The sequence below is a fragment of the Janthinobacterium sp. GW821-FHT03C08 genome, from assembly GCF_059420905.1.
Genome location: NZ_JBWKUP010000006.1, coordinates 104,412 through 127,725, shown reverse-complemented (window position 1 = coordinate 127,725; position 23,314 = coordinate 104,412). Strand labels below are relative to the sequence as shown.

Below are 23,314 nucleotides of genomic sequence, written 5' to 3'. Positions count from 1 at the left end.
TGCTGCCTGCCCCTGCCGCGTGGGGATTCAGGCTTTCAACTGGCGCATGCCATCAGCCAGCAGCCAAAGCGCACGGTTCAGTCGGATGTTTTGGTCGATGCCCTGCACCGGACGGGTCTGCTGGCGGCGTCCGTTGGTGCTGCGCCCGCGCAGGCCGCCTTGGGTCAGGTTTTCTTGCGTGCGGTTGAACACGCTCCACAAGTCCGGGCGGCGGTCGTCGAAGCGGCGCGGCATCAGGATTTGCGATTCCGTGATGGGCGCGGGCTTGTCGGGGTCGTCGTACTTGAGGGCCAGCGCGGCACGGGCGAACACTTCGGATTCGCCATCGTTCAAGGTGATGGCGTGCATGGCATCGCGGGATTCCTTCACCCGGTCGAAGCCGCTCAAGACTTCGTAAGCGCCTGCAATGACGTGTTCGGCTACGTTGCCTTTGTGCGGCACGCGCACGTCCGCCACGGTGTCGCCGCAGACAAGGCCATTGCTGCATACAAACCGGAACATCCCGGCCAGCATCTGATAGCTGCTCGTGCCGTCATGGGAGTTCAGCAGCACTATTTCATTGGCTTCCGCGCCGTTGATCTGGCTGGCATGGCGCAAGCGCAGCATGTGTTTGGTGTAGTCGCGGCGATCGTCGTGTCGCACGCGGGTTTGCGCTGCCATGAAGGGTTCAAATCCTTCCTTGCGCAGTTCCGCCAGCACGGCGGCGGTGGGGATGTAGGCGTACCGTTCGGAGCGGCTTTCGTGTGGTGCATCCGCGAAGATGGACGGGGCGACGCGGCGGATTTGGTCGTCGGACAGCGGGTAGTCGCTGCGCAGCGTCGGGGAGTGGGAAGCGAAACGGGATGCGAGTTGCATGATCTTTCTCCTGATAAAGAAGGGTTGGCTGTTCAAACCGCACACCGGATTCCAAGATTCGGAGCCCAGCCTTTCGGCTGTTCGGTGCGGTCGGCACGAAGAACCCGGTTGGCCTCGTTGCCACCGTCTTTCCTGAGTTCATCGCCCGCGACGGAAAGGAGCCCGTGGACGGGGGCCGTCAAGGAGACAAGCGCAGGGTTGGTGCGGCCCGCAGGCGCAGCCGAGGACACGGCCCTGCGCGCCTTGACGGCACACGGACGCGGGCTACAGTCGCGAGTAAGGTGATGGGGTCAGAGAAGACGGCTGGACAGGCAACGGCCATCCCTTTGTGCCGACCGCACGCAAGCGAAGCGCGCAGGCCCGAAGCTGGAAGCCGGGCCGTAGGCGTCAGCGATGAACGCCCGAAGGGGGCGAGACTCGCGCAGCGAGGCTCGATGCGAAGCACGACAGCGCGGCCCGGCCCGACGGGCGACGCACAAATTCGTCAACGCCTATCGGTATGATTTGTTTGCCAGGCACCACCAACTAGCCGAAAAACAGGCTATGGGGATACTCGCTTTGTTAAAATTGGTCCGTAAGCCATCCGAACTTATAGGATGAACAGAAAACCGATTTTCATCGGCCGCATCGACTAATTACGGATGGCCCAATGCCTTTAACTGCGTATTTGATCTCTGAAGCAAAGGAACTTGATGTTGAGCAAGTTCTTCGCGCCTTATCTCAAAGAAATGGGCTACAGGACTCTATAGCCGATCAGATACCGGATTCATGGCGAGAATTTCTGCGCTCTGACCTCGAATGCCCATGCTGCTTTGTGACCGGTGGGGATATCGTCAAAGAGGCCATCTCACGAACTACGAAAAAAGCAATACGACAGGCGTGCTTTCGCTTTGTATCCCCCGGTCATCGCCCTCAATGTGACTATGCATCGAACGACGCGACAAACTTCACACCCGAGAACCTAGTCCAATTTGGGATCGCTAACTCAAATTTGACGAAGGCGGTACGCGAACTCGTTTGCAGCGGAATCCAGATAGGGGCCTTTAGCCAAAAGGCGATCCGCGACATGCGCGAGTGGTTTTTCGAGGAAAAGATCAAGACATCTTTTCAAGTAACTCTTGACCCACAAGTCCCTAGATGGCTTGACACACTTTGGCGCATAGCCAGCCCCTCGCTTGGCCAACTACCTCAGGGAATACCTCTTACCCGTGAAATTGCGGCCATGCCGGGTTTCGATTGGTCGATAGAGTCCGCACGCATCCTGGGCGAGCGTTACAAGCCAACTCTGGATATTCTTCGCGAAAAGCGCCTTTGGACACATCATGTGGTTGACCGTATGGAGTCCTTGATGAAACGCTATCAGGGCGAGATCGTTTTTGACCCTACGGTTCTTCAGCCGAAGTACGAGCAAAGTCTCGTGCTCGCACGGTTTATTTCCGAGAATTATGCCCCGATCAAAGATGCCAACCGGAGCAAGTATGGAGATATTGCAACCTGTGTGTTGGCGCTGTCGGCTCTTCTCTTGTTCGTGAATAGCTGGGATCTTGGCCGCGCTATTTCCACCTTCGCCAACATATCGACATCAATAGGTCACGCTGACCAAAGCCTTGGCAACGTGATGGGCCTCAACCCGTTCCACGACTACGAAGCATGGAGCAAACTCAAGCAGATTCAGGATTTGGGAATTGCGCTGCCTGAAGATTCTGACCTGCGAGCGGAACGAAAGAAGATCGAAGAAGAATTACGGGCGCATTTTCAAAGCTAAACGCGACCAGGCTACAGCCAGAAATAAATATTATTTATCTCAGTGCTTCAAGTGGAATGAAGAGCAATCCATTTCGACCTGGATAGCTGACCACGGCGTGATCTCCCCAAACCAAAACCGCCCTCGGGCCGTTAGGCGCTTCACCAACGAATAGGCTCTTCTTCATTTGAAGCGAGGCACGATCCAACGCTACTAGCTCACGATTGTTTCGGTTGACCGATAGCAGCAAATCGCCACTGACCGCTTGCGATAGTGGGTCCGCCCATGCAAACGCGCCGTTCCTGTCATTTGAGGCAAAGCGAATGTCTTGAATCAGCGCTCCAGATGCCGGCTCGGTCACGCAGATACCGCGCTCGGACTGGAACATACCGACATAGATCCGGTTGTGACGATCATCATATGTGAGGCATGCCGGGGTAGCGTCATCTGCTCGTCCGTTTTTGACCTCGGCGAGCTGAGCTTCCGCGATGTAAGTTTGACGACTGAGATCGTAGATGGCCAAATAACAGTTGGCATGCGGGTAACTCTGCCCGTCGATGCGGCCGCCGCGTTGAATGCCAATGTAAAGTAGCGGCAGCGTCGGATGTCGCAGCAATGACATGCAACCTCGACCTCCTTCGGGATAAGCTACTGTCGTAACAGCATAGGTGGCGCTGTCGATGATGTAGAACTGGCTGACTCGATTGCTCGCAAAATAGATTTCTTTTTCGTCCTGCGACACTGCGAGCTGCCCATCCCCCCCGCCTGGTAAAGTTATCCTTTTGACGATAGCGTGCGTAGCTAAATCGATAACGAGCACAACTTCCGAAAAAACTTGGCCGACAAACAAACGACCGTCTGCGATGACCAAGCTGCCAGGAGGATGGCTCCGAATCTCTCTCGCACCATCTTGCGAAGAAATCGCCTCGTATTTGTCTAGGTCGATGGTGCGTACGATTGCTTTGGATATTGGATTGATGATGGAGATGCTGCATCCGGCCCAATTTCCAGTGATGATGAAGTTGTCATGCAAGAGCACATCATGTGGTTCAGCGCGATTGGGAAACTGGTAAATTGGCTCTCCGTCACCACCGCTGTTCAGCGTAAGCGGGACTTCTGACGTTGCTGCCAGCGCCGTTTTGGCGAAATCATCCAAAGACGTTACCAGAGTGATGTTCGTCCCTCGTGCTGCATCCTGTGCGCCTGGCTGAAAGCCGGCCTCGCTGACTATGATTCCGCGATCGGCACCAAGGTCATCAATGAGGCTCTTGAGTGCAAGTACCTTCTCCTTGGGAACGCGTGTTTTCCACAGTTTGCATTCAATCACCCAAGTGCAGAGGATGCCCGACCGAAGAAAAGTCGCATAGACGTCGATGTCGTGTGTTGCCCGAGCACCAGTGACGCGAAAGTCAACTTGGGCGTTGCATCCAAGACGTCGAAATACTTCTGCGGTGGCCTCCTGATAGACGCGCCAGTCCGTGTAGCTCATGCAGTTCCCCTACGGTGCGGTGATCGTTGTTTTTTGCGTGCCGTCCAGCTTGCGATGAATCAGCGAAACCAACGTAAGGATGTCCAGTGCGTCCTGTTCGGACATAGGCCAATTCGTCTTTGGCGCATGCGCTAGCGGATTGCGCACGGCGCCGAATAGGCCAATCAGTAGGTTCGCAAAACCTTTCTGCTCGCTCTTTTCTGAGTCGGTGGTGAGTGGTCCTAAGGCCAGAACGGGTTGTTGTCCCGCAAATGCCTTATTCACTAGATCGGCGCCATCACCGCTCAATCCCGATAATTGGCGAATCCGCTCCGCAACGCCCTTCGTCGCCTCGAATACGGCATGAAAATAGTTCTCGTCCATTAGTTCGGCGCGGCAATAGCTCAAAACTTCCGCATGCACGGCGCGGCTTTCCAGCGCGGCCTTAAGCCTCCCGGCGCGGGCGCGTGCCGCACCGAGTGTTGTTGCCTTGTCGGCGTTCGCGACCTTGCCATCCTCACGGACATAGAAGCCGGAAAAGGCCAGGACAACATTGAGTTCGTCTCGCCGCCAAGCGAACACCGCCGGCTCGCGGGCGTAACTCACCGGATTCATCGCACGGTTGATGAACATGATGAGATGGTTGCCGACCTGATGCTGGTTCTGCGCACCTGCGAGCGCATTGAACAGTCGCTTCCATTTGGTCATACCAGGCGATGTATCGGCAACCTCGATTTCTTGCAGCAGTCGCTCGATCTGCGTCCCACTCAAGCCACGTTCAGTATCGGCAAGAACGCGGCAGGCGGCCTCAAGGTGCTGAGAGCTGAATGATGGAATACGTGTCATGGAATTATCTTTCTATCGTCTCTCAGGCCCATTCAAGCGCAGTGATAATCGATTGCCCCTCGGTGCCAACCTCTACAAACAGAGCGTGCTCGTAGCCAAGCTGCTGCTTATAACCCCGAAGTTTCCGAAGATCGATCTGCCTATCGACGCGACTCGTTGATTTCTTGAATTCCAAGACCAGATGATTCTGTCGTGTCCCCCTCCGATGCACGATCACATCTGGAAATACTGTCTTCGCCTCATCGTCTTCGCTGTCTGGGTAAAGCTCTAAATGTCCGAGCCGTTTAGGTTCTGTGCCATCCCGGTTGTATTCGCAATCTACGGTCAATCCAGGGAAACGTAGCTGGAGATACATCGCAAAGCGAAAGGTGATGGACCGTTCGTTAGCATCGATGCCGAGTAAATCATGGTCATTGACCAACAGCTCGGACAATGCGTGTGCCACAGCTTCGCCTGGCGCGTATTGGTTGAGGTAGTGAATTTGATCGGGGGTCAGTGCCATCATCACGCTCGCATACCTGACGAATTTTCTTGAGCTTCCGGGTGCAGCGTGCTCGTTGTGGATTCCATTGTTTTCATCACCTAACCGAGGTTCACACTGAAGGACGCATACACTGATCGAAACGTCGCGAGGATTTTCCGCCTAGCCTCGTCCAGTTCGTCAGCGACGTGATGCGTGAGCATGTACGTGGGGCAATCCCGCTGACCGCATTCGCAGTGTCTGATCGTCCCTTCCTTGAGGCGGGTTACGAAGATACGCCGCAGTTGGTCGACCTGGCGAACCACCGTTGCCAGCACTGCTTGGGTACGTTGATCTTGAAGATGATGGATCGAAGGTATGCGCCTGATCTCGTCGCCCTCGCGCGTTCGCCAGACGCCGGTGTTGAGTGCGCCAATGGTGTCTTCGATTGCCTGCTGAAAAGCAGGTAGCGAGCTTTCCTGCTGAAATGGCGTGCGAAATGCCGGTCGGTCAAACACGGCCGCCATCAGTTGCAGCGCATCGGCGTCCGAAAGGTCGGGAAAGTCATCCGCGAATTTTCGAATATCAGCCTCAGCGTCAGGAAACTCGACGCCCTGGACGAAGCGGTGCAGCAGATACTCAGCGCGAAGCCGCAAGTTTTCTTCGAACTCCACGCCCGACCATATCGTCACATGTGCGACGCCGAGGGAAGCTGCGGCTTGCTCGATCCGTGTTCGACCTGCATCCGAGACGGCACCACGAGACACGAACTTAAAGACATCAGGGGTCCCGCCTGTAGCCTTGACCGCCTTGCTCATGTCGCCCTTGGCTTTTGCCAGTGTCAGCGTGTCTCGGTTCGCGCACTGGATGATCGTCTTGCGAGCCGGCTGGTCATCAAATGGCTCAATACCCGAGATATCCCGTCCTTGGTCACCTCCTGATTGGCCGTGCCAAATCAGGTCTCGCCAGCCAGCACGCACGTGGTACGCAAAAACAAGGCGCTCGAACTGGGTACCACCGTAGTCCTCGAAATGAACCGGAGAAACCGTTATCGTCGCCATCCTCGCTCCCTTTTTTACTGCTATTTGTCTTCAGTACGCCTCGCTACGCTCCTGTGAGTTTCCGCGATAGTCAATGAAAGCCACCATATCTTGGTGGCGAACCTTGCGTCGCCAAATGACACGGAGTTCGACATGCAGAATAACCCGTTAGAGAAAATCCGACGCGACAACAGCGCCGAAACTCGCCCGCAGCCTGCGTCTCTTCCCCTACCCGGCTCGAACGCCTATGGCGACCTCCCTCAATTCACCAAACATGGCGTTCTGCCATTTCGTCGCACCATCCGCCGCCAAGAGTTGCGGCAGATTGTCCCTTTAGCCGAAACGACGATCTACGAGATGGAGCGCCGTGGTGAGTTTCCGCGTCGCTTCAATCTGACACCTCGATGCGTTGTGTGGGATCTGGCCGAGGTGGAAGCGTGGATCGAAGCGCGCAAGCAAGCCCCTCGCGTCAGCACCTCAAAGCCGGATGTCCGTCTACGAAAAACTCGCCCAGTGCTAGCGGACCCGAATTAATATGAGGCCTGGTTCCAGTACCGTACATCCCAGTTGCGCTACTCCGCTTTTTAGACGGGTGGCTAGACAGGTGGCAATATCGAATAGCGAAGACCGATTCGATCGTCTGCATTACCGTATCGATGCCAGTCTTTATTCGAGATCATCTCCACACTGACCATAAAGCCGTTTGCGGATACATGTCGGTTTTCGAGCACTACCGAGAACTTTCGCCCCTTCCCGTATTGTGGGGGACTTATATTATTCACCACCCAACGAATGTTGTATGAGTCCTCGGGGAAACTCTCATCTGGCTGGACCTCCAGCAGCAGAACGTCACCAGGGCGAAGCTGCGTTTCCTTGAAGTCAAGGTGGCGTACGGCGCCATCCGTTGGGAGTTGGATAGCCTCGCCGACATTACCGCGATCATCCCAAATTCGAATAAAAGACGGCGCGTTATAAGTCTGAGCCATGTTGATTTTCTTGTAGTAAGCCTTAAGTGATTCCAGGATGTCGGTCGAATAGCACATCGCCTGCAGCGCTTGATGACTAGTAATCTCGTTAGCATGCGAGAGAGGATTTCGCGGATCGACTATGCGCTTGAGATAGGTCCGCGCCTCATTTTCGCCGTTCTGAAAAGCACCGCTCAGCGCGTCTTGGAAGTGCACGTACTGTTGCCGGTTGCAAATGATAGCGATAAGGTCGTCAAACAAAAGAGCGTCTACCTCCCGAGGATATCGGCTTGGTTCCGTCTCTCGACGAAGCAGAGCCTTATTCAAGGCTTCCTTTTTCATCGGCAAGTTCAGAAGCGTGCCACCGTAATGGTCCCGAACAACGTCGTCGATCAAGCGGCGCAACCAACGCTCTAGCGTCTCAATTTGGTGTCGGACAATGTTGCGCATTTCGTCCGTTGGAATATTTCTGAAAGGCAATTACGGTTCTCCCTGCATGAATGGGCAAGTATTTTTATGGAAATAGCCGAATTGGCTCACACGTCGACGGTAATAGACACCGAGAATCTGCGCCAAGCTGCGGCTCCTAGCCAAACAGAGATTGGAGATCTTTGGAAACCGAGCGTTGCAATCGCCGGCCTTCCTTCGCCAGGTTGACCTGCAAGGCCACCCGTGCCACGTCAAGAATATCCTTGGCCAGCGTATAGCTGCCCTTGGCCTGTAGCCAGACCAACACGTCTGCCAGGTGCCAGATCGACGCACTGCCTTCATGGACCGGCGCCGGGAAGCTGCCTGGATGGGCCAGCATCAGCTTACGCATGTTCTGCCGCGACACGCCCACAATGTCAGCCACGTCGGTCAGACCTACCAAATCCGGCGTTACCTCGATGAGCCTGGCCGACGGCGCGGCGCGGCGCACGTCGGCTAGTGCGCTGCGCACAGCCTCATCCGCATTGGCCGCCTCGCGGGTGAACTCCAGCGCCAGCCGCCCCGGCTGCCCGATGCCAACCAGGGCATCGTCGCAGCCAGCTTCTCCCAGTCGCTCGACCAACGCATCCGGGTCGCGGTCGTCGTCGGCAAGCTGGTACTTCAAGGTGAAGGTGTATTCCATCGCGCTACTCCTTGGCATCGTCATCAGCCTCACGCCGCTTGCGATGCGTCGTGTAGTTATCCACGACACGCCGCAAGGCGCGAGCATGGTTGCCGGGGTTCTTTGGCGTGCTCCATACCGACGTGATGCAGAACTCGCCGCAGCGGCATTCCTCATCGTTGTACGGGCAATAAATCCGCCCCCAGGCGTGGCTGCCGCCGACTTCGACGCGCCAGCCCTGCCCTTCGGCGTGCCTGAGAGCTTCCTCAACGTCTTTCTTCGGATGGGCGGAACGAGCCATCAGTGATCTCCAGTATGGGGATGATTGGCCTAGTTGTCAAGTGACAACCAAGCCGCCATATCAGGCTGTTGCGCTCAACGTCGGCACTACTACGTTCTCCGGCATCAGCTTCGGGACGTAGGTCTGCCCGTCGATCCAGGCATCGACCATGTTGGCCCACTCCTGCAGCATGTGGCGCCGCTGCTCGGCGTACTCGGCCTTGTTGTAGATCGAGCGCGAGGAACGTCCGTCCTCGTGTGCGAGGCACTTCTCGATCCAGTCGCGGTTGAAGCCGATTTCGTTCAACAGCGTCGAGCCGGTACGGCGCAGGTCGTGGACGGTGAACGGCTCCAGCGGCAGGCCGGCGGCCTTGGCGCGCTCGGCCACGATCTGCGTGACGCGGTTCAAGGTTGCGTTTGACATGCAGCGGTCGGCGTCGTAGCGCGACGGCAGCACGAACTTGGAACCGGCCGCGCAGGTGTGCAACGCCACGAAGATATCGAGCGCCTGACGTGACAGGTAGACTACGTGCGGGTTGCGCCCCTTCATGCGCTGCTTCGGGATGGTCCAGGTTGCGTTCTCGAAATCGACCTCATCCCAGGTGGCCTGGATCAGTTCGCTCTTGCGCACCAGCGTCAGCAAGATCATGCGGAGTGCCAGCCGGATGGTCGGATAGGTAGCCACCGATTCCATTTGCCGTGCCATCAATCGGATTTCCAGCGGCGACAGAGCGCGATCCTTCGGCACAAAGGTGGCGATCGACGCTGCGCCCACGTCCTCGGCCGGGTTGTCCAGCTTCTCGCCGTGCAGGATGGCGAAGGCATAAACCTGCTTCACGATGTCGCGAACATGTACCGCTGTGGCTGGCGCGCCGCGCGCCTTCACCTTGTTGCACAAGGCGCGCAGGTCGTCGGCGGTGATTTCGTTGAGCTGGCGGTTCTCGAACGCCGGCAGGATGTCCCGATCGACGATGCTCTTGCGCATCGCCTTGGTGCTGTCGGCCATGCGAGCACCCGCCAACCACTTTTCGGTCATTTCGCCGAAGGTCTTGGCGGCGGTCAGGCGGCGCTTCTCGCGCTGCTTCTCCAACGCAGGGGACTTGCCCTGAGCCACGGCCTTCTTGGCGTCGATCAGCTTCTCGCGGGCGAGTGCCAGCGAAATGCCGGCGGGCCCGTAGCGGCCGATGGTCAGCGTCTCTCGGCGCCCGTTGAGACGGTAGTCGTAGCGGAAGGTGACGGTACCGGTAGTCGATACCGTCACGTACATGCCATCTCGGTCAGAAGCCTTATATATCTTGGACTTAGGCTTGAGGTTGCGCAGTGCGGTGTCGGTAAGCATCGAGGTTTTCCTCCTGTTCGTGACGGCGTTTTACCGTCAGGGGTCAGGAGACCTGCTGATGCCGGGAAAGCCGCATAAAACAAGCTTTCCCGAGGAGACATTTACCGTCAAAGACCGGTTTGGTCTGGATAGTAAACGGGAAGGTCTTAATCCGACCTCCGGTTCTTACCGCCACTTCTACCGCCAACCTGTTCCGCTGGCCGGCGATAGCTATCGATAGCTCCCGTGACGTATTTTCTTTAAAATCAATACGTTACATCGTCTTTTCGATAGTCGGCGATAGCCCCCGAAGGACCTGATTTCACTCCCACTCGATGGTCGCCGGCGGCTTGCCCGAGATGTCGTAGACGACACGGTTGATGCCGCGCACTTCGTTGATGATGCGGTTGGAGACCTTGCCCAGCAGGCTGTGCGGCAGGTGCGCCCAGTGGGCTGTCATGAAGTCCTGCGTCTGCACGGCGCGCAGGGCTACCACGTATTCGTAGGTGCGGCCATCGCCCATCACGCCCACCGACTTGACGGGCAGGAAGACGGCGAAGGCCTGGCTGGTCGCCTCGTACCAGTTCGCTGGCAGAGCGTCCGGGTCGACGGCCTGGCCGGCAACGAATTCGTACGGCGTGTTGCGCAGCTCTTCGATGAAGATGGCGTCGGCGCGGCGCAGCAGGTCGGCAAATTCCTTCTTGACTTCGCCGAGGATGCGCACGCCCAGGCCCGGGCCCGGGAATGGGTGACGGTAAACCATGTCATGCGGCAAACCCAGGGCCACGCCCAGCTTGCGCACTTCGTCCTTGAACAGTTCGCGCAGCGGCTCCAGCAATTTGAGCTTCATGGTGTCCGGCAAGCCGCCCACGTTGTGGTGGCTCTTGATGGTCTGGCCCTTCTTGCCTTTACCGGCCGATTCGATCACGTCCGGGTAAATCGTGCCTTGCGCCAGCCACTTGGCGTTCACCAGCTTGCCCGACTCGACCTGGAAGACTTCGACGAATTCGCGGCCGATGATCTTGCGCTTTTGCTCCGGGTCGGCAACGCCGGCCAGGTGCCCCATGAACTGGTCTTCCGCGTCGATGCGGATGACTTTCACGCCCAGGTTCTTGGCGAACATGTCCATCACCATCTTGCCTTCGTCCAGGCGCAGCAGGCCGTGGTCGACGAAGACGCAGGTCAGCTGGTCGCCGATGGCGCGGTGGATCAGGGCAGCGGCCACGGACGAATCGACGCCGCCGGACAGGCCCAGGATGACTTCGTCCGTGCCCACTTGCGCACGGATTTTTTCCACCGCTTCGCTGATGTAGTCGGGCATGTTCCAGTCCGACTTGCAGCCGCAGATTTCATGCACGAAACGGCCGATGATGGCCTTGCCCTGCACCGTGTGCGTCACTTCCGGGTGGAATTGCACGCCGTAGAACTGACGCTCTTCGTCGGCCATGGCGGCGATCGGGCAGCTCGGGGTGTTGCCCATCAGCTTGAAGCCTGGTGGCATTTCCAGCACCTTGTCGCCATGGCTCATCCATACTTTCAGCATGCCGTGGCCTTCGTCCGTGACGAAGTCGGCGATGCCGTTGAGCAACTTGGTGTGGCTGCGGGCGCGCACTTCGGCGTAACCGAATTCGCGTACCAGGCCGTTTTCCACCTTGCCGCCCAGCTGGGCCGCCATGGTTTGCATGCCGTAGCAGATGCCCAGCACGGGCACGCCCAGCTCGAACACGGCCTGCGGCGCGCGCGGCGAGTCGCCATCCAACGTGGAATTGTGGCTGCCCGACAGGATCACGCCGGCCGCGCCATAGTTGCGCACGAATTCGTCGCTGACGTCATACGGGAAGACTTCGGAAAACACGCCGGAATCGCGCACGCGGCGGGCGATCAACTGGGTGACTTGGGAACCGAAATCGAGAATGAGGATTTTAGAATGCATGATGGGGACTTTATCTGAGGTCATTACAAAACCGGCGCACTAGGCGCCGGTCTGGTCTGTCGCTAATTACTCTGAACGGTAGTTAGGGGCTTCTTTCGTGATCTGCACATCATGGACATGCGACTCGCGCATGCCGGCCGAGGTGATTTCCACGAATTCCGCCTTTTCGCGCAGTTCGTCGATGGTGGCGCAACCGCAGTAACCCATCGATTGACGCACGCCGCCCACCAGCTGGAAGATGATCGCCAGCACGCTGCCCTTGTAGGCGACGCGGCCTTCGATACCTTCCGGCACGAACTTGTCGGCTTTCATGGTGGCGTCCTGGAAATAGCGGTCAGCCGAACCATCGGACATCGCGCCCAGCGAACCCATGCCGCGGTACGATTTGTAGCTGCGGCCCTGGTACAGGATCACTTCGCCCGGTGCTTCTTCCGTACCGGCAAACATGGAACCCATCATGACGGTCGAGGCGCCAGCGGCCAGCGCTTTCGAGATATCGCCGGAGAAGCGGATACCGCCGTCGGCGATACATGGCACGCCCGTGCCTTCCAGCGCTTCGGCCACGTTCGAGATGGCCGTGATTTGCGGCACGCCCACACCGGCGACGATACGCGTGGTGCAGATGGAGCCAGGGCCGATGCCGACCTTGACGGCATCGGCGCCGTATTCCACCAGCGCCTTGGCGGCAGCGGCGGTGGCGATATTGCCGCCAATCACTTCCACTTGCGGATACTTGGTCTTGATCCACTTCACGCGGTCCAGGATGCCCTGGGAGTGGCCGTGGGCCGTGTCGACCACCAGCACGTCGACACCGGCAGCGACCAGCAGGTCGATACGCTCTTCATCCTTGGCGCCTACACCGACGGCAGCGCCGACCAGCAGCTTGCCCTGGCTATCTTTCGATGCGAACGGGTGGGAAGTCGATTTCTGGATATCCTTGACGGTGATCAAGCCGCGCAGTTCGAAAGCGTCATTGACGACCAGCACGCGCTCGAGACGGTGCTTGTTCATCAGGCGCTTGGCTTCGGCCGTATCGGCGTCTTCTTTGACGACGACGAGTTTTTCGCGCGGGGTCATCTTGGCGGAGGCTTCCGCGTCGAGTTCCTGCTCAAAACGCAAGTCGCGGTTGGTGATGATGCCGACCACTTCCTTGCCCTTGACGACAGGGAAACCGCTGATGCCGTATTGTTCCGTCAGCGCGATCACGTCGCGGATTTTCATGTCCGGCGGAATCGTGATCGGATCGCGCAGCACGCCAGCTTCGAAACGTTTTACACGGGCCACTTCACGTGCCTGGTCCTTCGGATTCAAATTCTTGTGGATGATGCCGATGCCGCCTTCCTGGGCCATCGCGATCGCCAGGCGGGCTTCCGTCACCGTGTCCATGGCTGCGGACAGCAAGGGAATATTCAGGGTGATGTTGCGGGTCAGGCGAGTCTTGAGGGACGTATCGGCGGGCAGAACGTTGGAGTAGGCTGGGACGAGCAGCACGTCATCGAATGTGAGTGCTTTTTGAAGTAGACGCATAGCATTTCCTATTGGCGCAAAAGCAGATTATACAGAAAAAAGCGCCCTCCGTCCTTGCAGCATAGAAAAGATATTTGGAAATAGCAAAAAAATCAGGCCAGGAGCGGCGGGCGGGGCGTTGCCGCCCTGCTCCGCCTAGGCCTTGGCGGGCTTGTTGCCCGCGCGGCGGCGGCGCGCCTCTTTCGGGTCCGCCTGCAGGGGGCGGTACACCTCGATGCGGTCATGCGCGCGCAAGACCGTGTCGAGCGGTTTGCGCTTGCCATAGATGCCGACCAGATTCACGGCCAGGTCGATGCCGGGCATTTCCTGCAGCAAGCCGCTCTGCTCGAGCGCCTGCTGGATAGTCGTGCCCGCAGGCACCGTCAAGGCACGCAGGAAGCTGCTGTCGGGCAAGGCGTGGCAGACCTGCACCTGGATGCCGGCGTCAGCCATACACGGTCTCCGCGCGCTTGCAAAAGGAATCGACCATGCTGTTGGCGATCATGCCGAAGACGGGGCCGATGATCTGCTCCAGCACGCGGCTGGAAAACTCGTAATGCAGGTCCAGTTCGATCTTGCAGGCATCCTCGCGCAGGGCCTTGAAAGTCCACACGCCATCGAGGGTCTTGAAAGGACCGTCCACCAGCTTCATCTTGATGGCGCTGAAAGGCGTGTTCTCGTTGGAGGTGGTGAAGCTTTGGCGCACGCCGTGGTACTGTATGCCCACACTGGCGACGACCGTGTTCTCGCCCCGCTCGCGTATCTCGACCGCACCGCACCAGGGCAGGAATTTGGGATAATCCTCCACCGCCGCCACCAGCGCGAACATTTGTTCGGCGCTGTAGCCGAGAAAAACTGATTTATGTACTACTGCCATTGAAGAACCATTTGCTATGATGTTGGATACATTTGATTTTATCGCGCTTGCGCGAGACAGTAGTTTAACCGACCCGCGCACATTTACCATCTCATGACCATAGCAGACAACAGAAAAGCATTCCACGACTACTTTATCGAGGATCGCTACGAAGCGGGTATCGCCCTGGAAGGCTGGGAAGTCAAAGCCATCCGTGACGCCCGCGTGCAAATCAAGGAAGCCTACGTCGTCGTCCGCGGCGACGAGCTATTCCTGTTCGGCGCGCACATCAGCGCCTTGCCGACCGCCTCCACGCATATCCACCCGGAAGCCGTGCGCACGCGCAAGCTGCTGCTGCACCGCGCGGAAATCGACAAACTGATCGGCAAGGTGGAACGTTCCGGCTATACCCTGGTCCCGCTCAACCTGCATTTCAAGGGCGGCCGCGTGAAATGCGAGATCGGCCTGGCAAAAGGCAAGAAGCAGCACGACAAGCGGGCCGCCGAACGCGATCGCGATGGCGCGCGCGAAGTACAGGCGGCAATGAAGACGCACCGCCGTTGATACGGCAAGGCATTTCGCGACAACAGGCCCGGCTATATGCCGGGTTTTCTTTTACCAATTACGACTGGCAGGCGGAAAATAAAAAACAATGTAATGGGGCGTAACGGGAGGATGATACAAAAAAAGGCAGAAGAAGAAATTGGTATTATTCAAAATACCATGAAGATAAGCGGGAAGAAATCAGGCCGGCGACGACGAATAAATGGAAAGTTCCGGATGCTTGCATGCTGCTTTGTATACCACCTGCACTACCACGCAGGACAAGCATCCGAATGAAGGGGTAGATTACACCTTCAGCAGATCACGCGACTTGCCCGAATCGGTCCACTCCTTGACCCATTTCGGTTGACGGCCACGGCCAGTCCATTGCTGCGTCGGATCATCGGGATTGCGATAACGTACAGCAACAGCGCCGGTTTTAGCGCGGATACCGGTACCAACGAGGTCTTTTACCGAAACGCCGACGCTTTGTGCAATCGCCAGGATTTGCTCGCGCGCCTTGGACAGGTCGTCCTGTTCGCGTTTTTTCATCTGCTTCTTGATGTCGTCCTGCAGCGTGCGCAGTTCGGACAGGGATAAGCTGGACAGATCCATGATATTTCCTTGTATGAGTTGAAAAATATAACTGAACAGTTAAATTCTATCCAATTGTAACGCGACTCAGGTGATTTTTCTTGAAATTTGATTGTTTTTTACAATTCTTTTAGCAAAAAACCTACGTTCCACGGCCATGAGACGATCCCACTCCCAATTCTGGAGCGGGCACAGCGACAGGATAGTTTGCATATACTCCCTGCTTAGGTGAATGCGATACGGGACATGCACGGCATTTATTTTGCAGCACTTTTTGTTTCATTGCAATTTATAGTAATTGCAAATGACAATTCAAAATACAGCCGGGAGCAATACTATCATCGATTACCGTTCCTTTGCCGGCAAAAGCCAGCGCAGGCAAACGGATATAAGTGCGATACCTGCCCGGCATGCCCGCAGGCCTCCACTTTAATCGAAAACCGTAATAAGCACGGCACCGCAGCACATAATACGGAGAGTAGCTGCAGCATAGCATGAAGAGTATCCAGCCACTCATCCATTCAAACACCCTGCCGTCCACGGATATTGCCAGGGTACAAATGCAAACCGCCCACCATTTCAGGCGGGCGGCATATCGACAGCGATGCGGCGAACTTACTGCGGACTTACTATTAATTGACTAGTCAGGCTGGAAACTCAGGGAATCGCCACGCCGCTTTTCGGCTTCTGGCTTTTGACCACCTGCATCGCCGTCGCGATCAGACCGCTCATGTCGCCCAGGTTGGCGGGCACGATAATCGAATTATTCGTTTTTGCCAGTTGCGCAAACGCATTCACATACTGCTCAGCAACTTTCAGGTTGACCGCATCTTCGCCGCCCGGCTCGCGGATGGCGGCGCCTACCTGGCGCAGGGCCTCGGCACTGGCTTGCGCCAGGGCTACGATGGCCGTAGCCTGCCCTTCGGCGCGATTGATGGAGGCCTGCTTCTCGCCTTCCGAGCGGGCAATGGCGGCTTCACGCTCGCCGCTGGCGATATTGATCTGCTCCTGCTTGCGCCCTTCCGAGGCGGCGATCAGGGCGCGCTTTTCGCGTTCCGCCGTGATTTGCGCCTGCATGGCATGCAGGATTTCCTTCGGCGGCGTCAAATCCTTGATTTCATAGCGTAATACCTTGACGCCCCAATTGGCGGCCGATTCATCGATGGCATTCACGATGGCCGTATTGATATGGTCGCGTTCTTCAAATGTCTTGTCGAGCTCCATCTTGCCGATGACGGAACGCAAAGTGGTCTGCGCCAGCTGCGTAATGGCCGCAATGTAATTCGACGAGCCATATGAGGCGCGCATGGCATCGGTGATCTGGAAATACAGAATCCCATCCACCTGCAATTGGGTGTTATCGCGCGTAATGCACACCTGCGGCGGTACATCGAGGGGAATTTCCTTGAGCACGTGCTTGTAAGCGATGCGGTCAACAAAAGGCACGACGATATTCAAGCCAGGCCCCAGGACCGCGTGGAATTTACCCAGCCGCTCCACCACCCAGGCATGCTGCTGCGGCACCACATTGACCGTCTTGAAGACAAATACCAATGCCAGCAATAACAAGATCAGCGACACGCTTCCGATGCTTACTTCCATAATCTACTCTCCAGGTTATCCAACAATCAAACGGCTGCCACGCACGGCACGTATGGTGTAATGACCGGCCTGCGTATCGCTGCCGGGTATCAATTCCACATCCCACAAGGCGCCGCGATACATGACGCGCGCCGCGCCATCGACCCAATGCGCCACGGCCACGCTTTGGCCGATATCGAGATTCACATTCGGATCCTGGGCCGCATCGCGCCGCGCCGCCTTGCCAAAGCGGCTGCGCCGCAATAACAAGGTAGCCGCTACGCCGACAATGGCGGCCGTCACGGCCTGCCAGCTGCCATTTCCGCCCGCCAGCGCCACCAATCCGCCCGCACTGATGCCGATGGCAATCATCAGCAGATAAAACGTACCAGTAAACAATTCCAGGATCAATACCGCGCCAGCGGCCACAAACCAGCCTACCCATTCAGCCATGATGCCTCCATCTTTTAAATCCGAAAATAAAAAACCCCGCAGCCTATATAAGCGACGGGGTTTGATGCGCAGTACTGCCTGATATTATTCTTGCCACACACCTATATACAAGCAGTCTAACGCAATTCCTGATGGCGTCAATAGGCCAGGGGCGAATTAGCGCCGGGCCAGGCGTTTATTCCTCCAGCAGGCTGCGCAGCATCCACGCGGTCTTTTCATGCAGGTCCAGGCGCTGCGTGATCAGGTCGGCCGTCGGCTGGTCATTGGCCTTTTCCAGCAGCGGGAACAGGCGGCGCGCCGTGCGCGCCGTCGCTTCCTGCGCCGCCACCAGGTGGCTGACCATCTCCAGCGCCGGCGGCACGCCGTCGATTTCCTTGATCGAGGCCAGCTTGACGAATTCCTTGTAGGTACCCGGCGCCGGGTAGCCGAGGGCGCGGATGCGCTCGGCGATCAGGTCCAGCGCGCCCCACTGTTCCGTGTACTGGGTCATGAACATCAGGTGTAGGGTGTTGAACATCGGCCCCTTGACGTTCCAGTGGAAATTGTGGGTCATCAGGTACAAAGTGTAGCTGTCGGCCAGCAGGCCGGACAGGCCTTCCGCGATCTTCGCGCGGTCCGCTTCCGAAATGCCGATGTCGATCTTTGCAGCTTTGGTCGGTTTCTTGCTTGCCATATGAACTCCCGTCAATGTGTTGGTGGAATCATTTTAGCTGATCTTGCGCTACCTCATCATTCACGCGCGTGCGCCATCCGCCGTGGACTTGATGCAGGTGACGGCGCATAAAAAAAACCCGCTGCCAGGGACCGGCAGCGGGTTTTTTCAGGAAGTGCGAAAGACGCTTACGCTTTCAGCGCAGCCAGCTTCTGCCAGGTGTCGATCACCGAGTCGGGATTCAGGGACATCGATTCGATGCCCTGCTCCATCAGCCAGACGGCGAAGTCCGGATGGTCGGAAGGACCCTGGCCGCAGATGCCGATGTACTTGCCGCGTGCCAGGCAAGCCTTGATGGCCAGGGCCAGCAGGGCTTTCACGGCAGGATCGCGCTCGTCGAAGTCGGCGGCCAGCAATTCCATGCCGGAATCGCGGTCCAGGCCCAGGGTCAACTGGGTCAGGTCGTTCGAGCCGATCGAGAAGCCGTCGAAATGGTCGAGGAACTGGTCGGCCAGGATGGCATTCGACGGCACTTCGCACATCATGATGACGCGCAGGTCGTTTTCGCCCCGCTTCAAGCCGTTTTTCGCCAGCAGGTCGATGACTTTCTCGGCCTGGCCCAGGGTACGCACGAATGGCACCATGATTTCCACGTTCGTCAGGCCCATGTCATTGCGCACGCGCTTCATCGCTTCGCATTCCATGTTGAACGCTTCGGAGAAGTCGGCCGACAGGTAGCGCGCCGCGCCGCGGAAGCCCAGCATCGGGTTTTCCTCGTCCGGCTCGTAGCGCGAACCGCCGATCAGCTTCTTGTACTCGTTCGACTTGAAGTCGGACAGGCGCACGATGACCTTTTTCGGCCAGAACGCGGCGGCGATGGTGGCGATGCCTTCGGCCAGCTTGTCGATGTAGAAAGCCTTTGGCGAAGCGTGGCCGCGCGCCACCGATTCCACGGCCTTTTTCAGGTCGGCATCGATGTTCGGGTATTCCAGGATCGCGCGCGGATGCACACCAATATTGTTATTGATGATGAATTCCAGGCGCGCCAGGCCCACGCCGGCGTTCGGCACGGACTGGAAATCGAACGCCAGCTGCGGATTGCCCACGTTGAGCATGATCTTGGTATCGAGCTTCGGCAATTCGCCGCGCGACACTTCCGACACTTCCGTTTCCAGCAAACCATCATAGATCTTGCCTTCGTCGCCTTCGGAACACACCACGGTGACAAACGTGCCATCCTTCAGCACGTCGGTCGCGTCGCCGCAGCCGACGACGGCAGGAACGCCGAGTTCACGGGCAATAATTGCTGCGTGGCAAGTACGGCCGCCACGGTTGGTGACGATGGCCGACGCGCGCTTCATGACCGGTTCCCAGTTCGGGTCCGTCATGTCGGCAACGAGCACGTCGCCTGGCTGCACGCGCTCCATGTCGGCCGGGTCGTGAATCACGCGCACGGGGCCGGCGCCGATCTTCTGGCCGATGGCGCGGCCGGAGGTCAGCACGGTGCCCGTGCTTTTCAGCTTGAAGCGTTCCTGCACGTCGGTCGCCTTCTGCTGCGACTTGACGGTCTCGGGACGCGCTTGCAGGATGTACAGCTTGCCGTCGCGGCCATCCTTGCCCCACTCGATGTCCATCGGACGGCCGTAGTGGTTCTCGATGATGACGGCGTATTTTGCCAGTTCCACCACTTCGCTGTCGTTCAGCGAGTAGCGGTTGCGCATTTCGACGGGCACGTCGACGGTTTTCACGGAACGGCCGGCTTTGGCTTCGTTCGTGAATTCCATCTTCAGCAGCTTCGAGCCGATATTGCGGCGGATCACAGGCGACTTGCCCTTCTCCAGCATCGGCTTGTGCACGTAGAATTCGTCGGGATTGACGGCGCCCTGCACCACGGTCTCACCCAGGCCATAGCTGGAGGTGACAAAGACCACGTCCTTGAAGCCCGATTCCGTGTCGATGGTGAACATCACGCCGGCGGCGCCCAGGTCGGAACGCACCATGCGCTGCACGCCGGCGGACAGGGCCACTTCCGCGTGGGTAAAGCCCTTGTGCACGCGGTAGGAGATGGCGCGGTCGTTGTACAGCGAGGCGAACACCTGTTTCATGGCTTCGAGCACGTTGTCGATGCCGACCACGTTCAGGAAGGTTTCTTGCTGGCCAGCAAAAGACGCGTCCGGCAAGTCTTCCGCCGTCGCCGAGGAACGCACGGCAAACGACATTTCCGTATCGGAGTCGGCTACCAGCTTGGCGTAGAACTGGTCGATTTCGGCGGCCAGGCGTGGCTGGAACGGGGTTTCGACGATCCATTGACGGATCTCGGCACCGGCTTGCGCCAGCGCGCGCACGTCGTCGATGTCCAGGCCTTCCAGGCGCTGGGCGATGCGTTCGGCCAGCGGCAGGCCGCCATTCGCGCTATACGACAGGAAGTCGCGGAAAGCCTGCGCCGTGGTGGCAAAGCCACCGGGCACGCGCACGCCGGCTTCCGCCAGCTGGCTGATCATTTCGCCCAGGGAGGCGTTCTTGCCGCCGACGGATTCGACATCCGTCATGCGCAAATGCTCGAACGAGGCGACGTACACCGCGTCCTTGTCTTTCTCCTGCGATACTGCGTTGGTCATAATGACACCCTTACTGATGATAGAAATCTTTACGCGAGGCGCACAGACAGTCTTCTTGTTATTCTTGGCGTCGTGCAGCACAATCATACCGTTACAGCCATTTTACCTTGTGCGGCGCAAATTGACGACGCACAATCTTGATCCGAAGACCCATGACACAAGAACCACGCCCCCCTCTGCCCTCCGCGGCCCGCACCGTTTTCTTTGTTTCGGACGGCACCGGCATCACCGCCGAGACTTTCGGCCACTCGGTGCTGACGCAGTTCGAACTGCGTTTCCGCCAGATCCGCCTGCCCTTCATCGACACCATGGACAAGGCCTACGAGGCGGCGCGCAAGATCAATGAAGCCTTCGCCGCAGATGGCCAGAAGCCCATCATCTTCTCGACCCTGGTGAAAAGCGATTTGTCGGCCGTGATCCGCAAGTCCAGCGGCATGCACATGGACCTGATCCAGACCTTCGTCGCCCCGCTGGAGCAGGAACTGGGCGTGATGTCCACTCACACCATCGGCCGCTCGCACAATATCGTCGACAGCGAGGAGTACAAAAACCGCATCGAGGCGATCAACTATTCGCTGGCGCATGACGACGGGCAGTCGCACAAGAACCTGTCATCGGCCGATGTCATTCTGGTGGGTGTTTCCCGCTCTGGCAAGACCCCGACCAGCCTGTATCTGGCGATGCAATATGGCATCAAGGCGGCCAACTACCCGCTGATTCCCGACGATTTCGAGCGCGAGAAGCTGCCATCGGCCCTACTGGAATTTAAGAATAAAATTTTCGGATTGAGCATTACGCCCGAACGTTTGTCGGAAATACGCAACGAAAGACGGGCTGGCAGCAAGTATGCGGCCATTGAAAACTGCCGCTACGAGGTCAACGAGGCGGAAAAGATGATGAAACGCGAAGGCATCCGCTGGCTGTCCTCCACCACCAAATCGATCGAGGAAATCTCCACGACGATCCTGCAGGAGATCAAGCCGAACCGCCGCGAATACTGATTCGCCGGCGCAGGATGCGAAAACGGGGCCCTGGCGGCCCCGTTTTTTGCATCTGCGGCCCTGGCGCCTACGCTAGGCCCTGGCGCACCTGCTCGAAAAAGCATACGGCAGCGCAGGCGGCCACGTTCAGCGATTCGACCTGGCCCAGATGGGGAATGACCACCTGGTGCGTCGCCATCGACAGCAGGTCGTCGGCGACGCCCTGCCCTTCATGGCCGAACAGCCAGGCCACGGGCTGGCGCAGGTCGACGTCGTACAGGCGCTGGGTGGCGTAGCCGCTGGTGGCCAGGGTCGCCACCTTGGCACTGGCGACCAGCGCCGCCAGATCGACGTTTTCAAAGATATCGAGCACGAAGTGCGCGCCCATGGCCGCGCGCAGCACCTTCGGCGACCAGCAGAAGGCCGTGCCGGCGCTGCAGTACACCTGCGTGATGCCCGCCGCCGCCGCGCTGCGCAGGATGGAGCCCACGTTGCCCGGGTCCTGCAGGTTATCGAGCAGCACGGCCGACACGCTGACAGGCGCCGTGACGGCCCGTTCCGGCGTCTCGATGAGGAACATCACGCCCACGCCGTGTTCCACCTGGCTCACGGCGTGGTACAGCGCGTCGGGCAAGCCCAGCACGTGCGCGCGCTGGCTTTCCAGCTGGCCCACGATGTCCATCACTTCCGCGTTCTGCAAGGCGCTTTCGCTGACGATGCACTGCTCCGGCATGCCGCGCAGCTGCAGGTACGACAGGCACAGGTGCACGCCGTCGAGCAGGGTGCGGCCCGACTTGCGGCGCGCCTGCGAACTGCCCGCCAGCTTCAGCAGCTCCTTGTATTGCGCGTTGTCGCGCGAGGTAATCGTCTTCATGCCACCACCTCCTGCGCGCCGAACAGGGCGATCACGTTGCGCACGGGGGCGAACGAGCGGCGGTGCACGGGCGAGGCGCCATGCAGGTGCAGGCGCTCCAGGTGCAGCTTGGTGCCGTAGCCCTTGTGCTGGTCAAAGCAGTATTCGGGATAGGCCGCGTGCAGCTGCACGAGGGCGGCGTCGCGCGCCGTCTTGGCCAGGATGGAGGCGGCGGAAATCGCATCGACCTTGTCGTCGCCGCCGATGATGGCCATGCCGCGCACCGGCATCACGGGGCAGCGGTTGCCGTCGATCAGGGCCAGGGTCGGCACGGTGGCCAGCGCCTCGACGGCGCGGCGCATGGCCAGCATGGACGCCTGCAGGATGTTCAGGCGGTCGATTTCCTCTTCCGACGCTTCGGCGATGGCCCAGGCCAGGGCCTTGGCCTTGATCTGCGGCGCCAGCAGGTCGCGCTTGGCTTCCGTGAGTTTTTTCGAGTCGCGCAAGCCGTCGATGGGCTGGTTCGGGTCGAGGATCACGGCGGCGGCGAAGACGGGGCCGGCCAGCGGACCGCGCCCTGCCTCGTCGACGCCGCAGACGATGTCGTCGGGCGAGAATGGCAAGTCGTCAAACAGGCCGGGATAGATATTTTTCACGTTGGATCTTTGTCAGGAACTGCA

At 58.5% G+C, this 23,314-nt stretch carries 24 protein-coding genes; 4 read left to right on the top strand and 20 right to left on the bottom strand.

Annotated elements, in window-relative coordinates; all coding sequences use genetic code 11:
- Positions 1–27 precede the first annotated feature (27 nt).
- On the bottom strand, positions 28–855 hold the full coding sequence (locus AC07VL_RS09990) for a DUF932 domain-containing protein (protein WP_494805687.1): 828 nt from the start codon (positions 853–855) through the stop codon (positions 28–30).
- A gap of 649 nt (positions 856–1,504) precedes the next feature.
- Between AC07VL_RS09990 and AC07VL_RS09985 the strand changes: the two genes are divergently transcribed.
- A complete protein-coding gene (locus AC07VL_RS09985; RefSeq protein WP_494805686.1) occupies positions 1,505–2,620 on the top strand; it encodes a hypothetical protein in 1,116 nt (371 codons plus the stop codon).
- A 34-nt stretch (positions 2,621–2,654) separates the two neighbouring features.
- Here AC07VL_RS09985 and AC07VL_RS09980 read toward each other — a convergent pair whose 3' ends face one another.
- The 4 genes from AC07VL_RS09980 to AC07VL_RS09965 form a co-directional block, all read right to left on the bottom strand.
- A complete protein-coding gene (locus AC07VL_RS09980; protein WP_494805685.1) occupies positions 2,655–4,088 on the bottom strand; it encodes a restriction endonuclease in 1,434 nt (477 codons plus the stop codon).
- A gap of 9 nt (positions 4,089–4,097) precedes the next feature.
- A complete protein-coding gene (locus tag AC07VL_RS09975) occupies positions 4,098–4,913 on the bottom strand; it encodes a TIGR02391 family protein (protein WP_494805684.1) in 816 nt (271 codons plus the stop codon).
- A 22-nt stretch (positions 4,914–4,935) separates the two neighbouring features.
- Positions 4,936–5,418: a hypothetical protein gene (locus tag AC07VL_RS09970; protein WP_494805683.1), complete on the bottom strand. Its 483-nt coding sequence runs from the start codon at positions 5,416–5,418 to the stop codon at positions 4,936–4,938.
- Between the two features lie 77 nt (positions 5,419–5,495).
- On the bottom strand, positions 5,496–6,434 hold the full coding sequence (locus AC07VL_RS09965) for a hypothetical protein (RefSeq protein ID WP_494805682.1): 939 nt from the start codon (positions 6,432–6,434) through the stop codon (positions 5,496–5,498).
- Between the two features lie 132 nt (positions 6,435–6,566).
- Between AC07VL_RS09965 and AC07VL_RS09960 the strand changes: the two genes are divergently transcribed.
- Positions 6,567–6,947, top strand: coding sequence for a helix-turn-helix transcriptional regulator (locus tag AC07VL_RS09960; RefSeq protein WP_494805681.1), 381 nt, complete (start codon positions 6,567–6,569; stop codon positions 6,945–6,947).
- A gap of 62 nt (positions 6,948–7,009) precedes the next feature.
- On the opposite strand, the gene AC07VL_RS09955 is transcribed toward AC07VL_RS09960, so the two are convergent.
- The 8 genes from AC07VL_RS09955 to AC07VL_RS09920 form a co-directional block, all read right to left on the bottom strand.
- Positions 7,010–7,858, bottom strand: a complete 849-nt coding sequence (locus AC07VL_RS09955; RefSeq protein ID WP_494805680.1) for a hypothetical protein — start codon at positions 7,856–7,858, stop codon at positions 7,010–7,012.
- Between the two features lie 106 nt (positions 7,859–7,964).
- Positions 7,965–8,489, bottom strand: a complete 525-nt coding sequence (locus tag AC07VL_RS09950; protein ID WP_494805679.1) for a helix-turn-helix transcriptional regulator — start codon at positions 8,487–8,489, stop codon at positions 7,965–7,967.
- A 4-nt stretch (positions 8,490–8,493) separates the two neighbouring features.
- On the bottom strand, positions 8,494–8,769 hold the full coding sequence (locus AC07VL_RS09945) for a hypothetical protein (protein ID WP_494805678.1): 276 nt from the start codon (positions 8,767–8,769) through the stop codon (positions 8,494–8,496).
- Between the two features lie 60 nt (positions 8,770–8,829).
- Positions 8,830–10,086: a tyrosine-type recombinase/integrase gene (locus AC07VL_RS09940; RefSeq protein WP_494805677.1), complete on the bottom strand. Its 1,257-nt coding sequence runs from the start codon at positions 10,084–10,086 to the stop codon at positions 8,830–8,832.
- A gap of 301 nt (positions 10,087–10,387) precedes the next feature.
- A complete protein-coding gene (gene guaA / locus AC07VL_RS09935; RefSeq protein ID WP_092804375.1) occupies positions 10,388–11,998 on the bottom strand; it encodes a glutamine-hydrolyzing GMP synthase in 1,611 nt (536 codons plus the stop codon).
- Between the two features lie 66 nt (positions 11,999–12,064).
- Positions 12,065–13,525: an IMP dehydrogenase gene (gene guaB, locus AC07VL_RS09930; protein WP_086137751.1), complete on the bottom strand. Its 1,461-nt coding sequence runs from the start codon at positions 13,523–13,525 to the stop codon at positions 12,065–12,067.
- Positions 13,526–13,660: 135 nt separating this feature from the next.
- Positions 13,661–13,957: an RnfH family protein gene (locus AC07VL_RS09925; protein WP_494805676.1), complete on the bottom strand. Its 297-nt coding sequence runs from the start codon at positions 13,955–13,957 to the stop codon at positions 13,661–13,663.
- Positions 13,950–14,381, bottom strand: coding sequence for a type II toxin-antitoxin system RatA family toxin (locus tag AC07VL_RS09920; protein WP_494805675.1), 432 nt, complete (start codon positions 14,379–14,381; stop codon positions 13,950–13,952). The genes AC07VL_RS09925 and AC07VL_RS09920 overlap by 8 nt, the downstream gene beginning before the upstream one ends.
- Positions 14,382–14,474: 93 nt before the next feature.
- Here AC07VL_RS09920 and smpB point away from each other — a divergent pair, with 93 nt between their 5' ends.
- The gene (smpB, locus tag AC07VL_RS09915; protein WP_092804361.1) at positions 14,475–14,924 is read left to right on the top strand and encodes an SsrA-binding protein SmpB; all 450 of its coding nucleotides are present in this window, start codon (positions 14,475–14,477) and stop codon (positions 14,922–14,924) included.
- A 285-nt stretch (positions 14,925–15,209) separates the two neighbouring features.
- Here the strand turns inward: smpB and AC07VL_RS09910 are convergent, their stop codons facing one another.
- From AC07VL_RS09910 to ppsA, 5 genes are all read right to left on the bottom strand, one after another.
- Positions 15,210–15,518: an H-NS histone family protein gene (locus tag AC07VL_RS09910; protein WP_290602382.1), complete on the bottom strand. Its 309-nt coding sequence runs from the start codon at positions 15,516–15,518 to the stop codon at positions 15,210–15,212.
- A 636-nt stretch (positions 15,519–16,154) separates the two neighbouring features.
- Positions 16,155–17,099: an SPFH domain-containing protein gene (locus tag AC07VL_RS09905; protein WP_494805674.1), complete on the bottom strand. Its 945-nt coding sequence runs from the start codon at positions 17,097–17,099 to the stop codon at positions 16,155–16,157.
- 15 nt (positions 17,100–17,114) lie between these two features.
- Positions 17,115–17,531 carry an NfeD family protein gene (locus AC07VL_RS09900; protein WP_100872737.1) on the bottom strand — a complete coding sequence of 139 codons (417 nt, stop codon included), beginning with the start codon at positions 17,529–17,531 and terminating at the stop codon, positions 17,115–17,117.
- 175 nt (positions 17,532–17,706) lie between these two features.
- Entirely contained in the window at positions 17,707–18,204 is a 498-nt protein-coding gene (locus tag AC07VL_RS09895; RefSeq protein WP_131378634.1) for a Dps family protein, read from the bottom strand.
- Between the two features lie 167 nt (positions 18,205–18,371).
- Positions 18,372–20,801: a phosphoenolpyruvate synthase gene (ppsA, locus tag AC07VL_RS09890; RefSeq protein WP_290602386.1), complete on the bottom strand. Its 2,430-nt coding sequence runs from the start codon at positions 20,799–20,801 to the stop codon at positions 18,372–18,374.
- Positions 20,802–20,953: 152 nt separating this feature from the next.
- On the opposite strand from ppsA, the gene ppsR reads away from it, so the two are divergent.
- A complete protein-coding gene (gene ppsR, locus AC07VL_RS09885; protein WP_494805673.1) occupies positions 20,954–21,802 on the top strand; it encodes a posphoenolpyruvate synthetase regulatory kinase/phosphorylase PpsR in 849 nt (282 codons plus the stop codon).
- Positions 21,803–21,869: 67 nt separating this feature from the next.
- On the opposite strand, the gene AC07VL_RS09880 is transcribed toward ppsR, so the two are convergent.
- Together AC07VL_RS09880 and rnhB are read right to left on the bottom strand one after the other, a co-directional pair.
- Positions 21,870–22,655, bottom strand: coding sequence for a TrmH family RNA methyltransferase (locus AC07VL_RS09880; protein WP_494805672.1), 786 nt, complete (start codon positions 22,653–22,655; stop codon positions 21,870–21,872).
- Positions 22,652–23,290, bottom strand: a complete 639-nt coding sequence (rnhB, locus tag AC07VL_RS09875) for a ribonuclease HII (protein WP_494805671.1) — start codon at positions 23,288–23,290, stop codon at positions 22,652–22,654. The genes AC07VL_RS09880 and rnhB overlap by 4 nt, the downstream gene beginning before the upstream one ends.
- Between the last annotated feature and the right edge of the window lie 24 nt (positions 23,291–23,314).